Source organism: Xanthomonas sp. D-99 (assembly GCF_017746145.1).
Lineage (GTDB): Bacteria > Pseudomonadota > Gammaproteobacteria > Xanthomonadales > Xanthomonadaceae > Xanthomonas > Xanthomonas cissicola.
Map to the genome: position 1 here is coordinate 1 of NZ_JAGHWU010000127.1, position 2,443 is coordinate 2,443.

A 2,443-nucleotide genomic window follows, 5' to 3' on the forward strand; every position below is an offset into this window, starting at 1 on the left:
TAAAAGTGGGGGGATTACCACCAAAGCTCATGCCGTCAGTGTGAGCATAGACGTAGCGGGGAATCTGTTCCAAAAGGGCGCTGACGCTTGAGTTCCGGGCAACGTCATCGAACTCAAAGGCCAGTGCGCCTTGTCCACTACCGCTGGTGTCGAATTTGGGGTCGTATCCGGTCATACCTGCGCCGAACATGTCGATCCCCGCGCCGCCGTAGTGAATGAAGTAGTTGTTGTTCTTCCAATGAACCTGCGTCATCACGTCCCGCGCCCGATGATGCTGGGACATGTGGATCAGCCAGTAGTCCCCGAACCCCTGCCGGTTTCGGATGAAGAAGGGTGTGTAATATTCAGCGCCGCAACGATCCACCAGCCCTCGATAGAGGCTGCCCTGAATGAACAGTCTCCAGTCGCGTTCCGACGACTTAATTTCTTCAAATGTTCGCCCCTGCAGCGCGTCGGGAATGCCAATCTGCGCAAGAAGGCTCTGTGTCAGGCCCGTATCGCTGGCGAAATTGATGAAGGAATCCACGCCGAACGTCAAAATCACTTCGGCCCTCGGAAGGGTGTGCAGGATTCGCTTGATGACATGCGCGGGCACATCACGGTAGGCGTACTGGTCCAGCAGGAAGATAGAGCGCCCGTTGCGGGGGCTCTTGGACTGGATGAACTTGATGACCTCATCCATGTTGTCGAGGAAGCTGCTATTCCGCAGGAATATCTTGCTGTCGAACAGCGCGTCGTACCCCCTGTTCGTGAGCGTCTGCTTCAAATGCCTTGCCGTCTGCGGATTCTTCTCGATGAAGAAATAGCTCACGTCCAGATTGACGGGCTTCCTGCGTTCTCGATTTAGCAAGAACGTCGCCTCTTGAACCGCCTGGAGCATGATAAGCGGAGATCCCAGGTGGATTTCATTAGTCGCCCTATCCCGGTACTCCCCGCCGCCGGCGAACCCATCTACCAGGGTCAGCCGGAACTCGTCCTGGTTGGGAGAGCTTACGAGCGTCTGGAAGTAGGCTGCCAAGTAGGTCTGCAGCACCCGGTGCTTGGCCACACTGTGCGGCTCAATGAGGCTGGGTCCATTGCTGTAATCGTAGTGCTTCCTTGACATGATCCCCTCGCGGCGGCTGGGTGATGGATGCCCGAAGTTTAAGCCATCGCCGAAAGCTCCGGCATTCCGTCCCATGTGCGGCCATGCAGGAGCCGCCCATTCGCCTTCTTCGACCGCCGCTTGCCGTCTGCGCCCCAGCCCCCCCACTGCTTGAAGAAGAATTCGACCCCGGCATCTTCACACTGGCGCTTGATATCAGCGACCCATTCCAGCTTCATTGGGCGCGCCTTGGGACCGGATTCACCGCCAACAATGACCCAGTGGATGCCGGTCAGGTCGATTTCCCCCAGGTCCTGCAGCAACGGCTCCACGGAAAGAAATCTAACCGAGGCATCAACCTGACGAAGCGCATCAATGCGAGGCAAGCCATGCCGGCGATCCTCAACTGATACTCCGATCCACGAATTCTTCGGTGGTACCCGCTTGCTGAAAAAACTGGCGAGTCGGTCACCGCGCTTGGTCAGCACCTGGAACGTGTGCTGCGGGCAACGCCCGATGATATCGAACACTTCCTCGATGTAGTTGTCAGGAATATGCTTGTGAAACAGATCGGACATGGAGTTGACGAAGTACACCGTCGGCTTCTTTCTCCGCAACGGTTCCTCAAGTCGATTGCGCAACACGGTTAGCTTGAAACCATTCTCGTAACCCGGCGTGCCCATGGCCTGCAGTCTCTTGGCCATGGTTTCGGCGTAGCAATGCTTGCAGCCCTGCGAAATCTTCGTGCATCCGACCGTGGGATTCCAGGTCGCTTCGGTCCACTCAATTTTACTGGTCTGAGACATGTCTGCCCTCCTAGCGGGCTTCTACCTTTCTTCCGTTGGAGCTGGAGCGTCGCTCGGTGATTGCGCGGCAGCTCCCTCGCGGCTTCTTTTTCTGAGTCTCCACGCTTTCCAGCACCTGGCGGAAATCCAGTCCGTTGTCGGCCATGTTGCCCATCAATGCTGCGATTAGAGCCAGGTGGTCAGGAACGGCGCCATTGGCGGCGTAGTTGGTGATGGACCGACGGTTCATCTTCAAAAGCTCGGCGAACGCGGTCAGCGTCAGCCCCGTTCGTGCCAGCAACTTTCTGAAGTCCGTGTATTCCATCCATAGATGGTACAGACTTTTATGTCATTTCGCCATAAAAACATGTGTTTTCGACATTAATTTATGTTCCTACAACGGCCTAGGAAGGTCTGATCAACGATGCCTGGCAGGGCGGAAGGTGGCATCGTTCCGGAGAGTCACGCTTGGAACTTCGGATTTCTCGCCATTTCTGGCGTTTTCCGTGGAATTTCCAGGGTTACAGGCGCACGCTCCCCATCGCAGGCAGCAACTGCTTTCGCTTCATCCACA

3 protein-coding genes are annotated in these 2,443 nt (G+C 56.3%); all 3 read right to left on the reverse strand.

The window, feature by feature from the left end; translation table 11 throughout:
• Window positions 1–1,180 (reverse strand): three-Cys-motif partner protein TcmP (locus J7360_RS21070; RefSeq protein WP_209034781.1); only part of this gene is annotated, 1,180 nt, incomplete at its 3' end.
• Complete coding sequence (locus tag J7360_RS21075; RefSeq protein ID WP_209034783.1) at window positions 1,144–1,890, reverse strand: phage Gp37/Gp68 family protein; 747 nt, start codon at window positions 1,888–1,890, stop codon at window positions 1,144–1,146. The genes J7360_RS21075 and J7360_RS21070, both read right to left, overlap by 37 nt.
• A 10-nt stretch (window positions 1,891–1,900) precedes the next feature.
• Window positions 1,901–2,194: an XRE family transcriptional regulator gene (locus tag J7360_RS21080; protein ID WP_209034785.1), complete on the reverse strand. Its 294-nt coding sequence runs from the start codon at window positions 2,192–2,194 to the stop codon at window positions 1,901–1,903.
• Between the last annotated feature and the right edge of the window lie 249 nt (window positions 2,195–2,443).

Bases quoted from the DNA above. Each gene is read 5' to 3' on its own strand.
- J7360_RS21075 (WP_209034783.1), bottom strand. From the start codon at position 1,890: ATGTCTCAGACCAGTAAAATTGAGTGGACCGAAGCGACCTGGAATCCC.
- J7360_RS21080 (WP_209034785.1), bottom strand. From the start codon at position 2,194: ATGGAATACACGGACTTCAGAAAGTTGCTGGCACGAACGGGGCTGACG.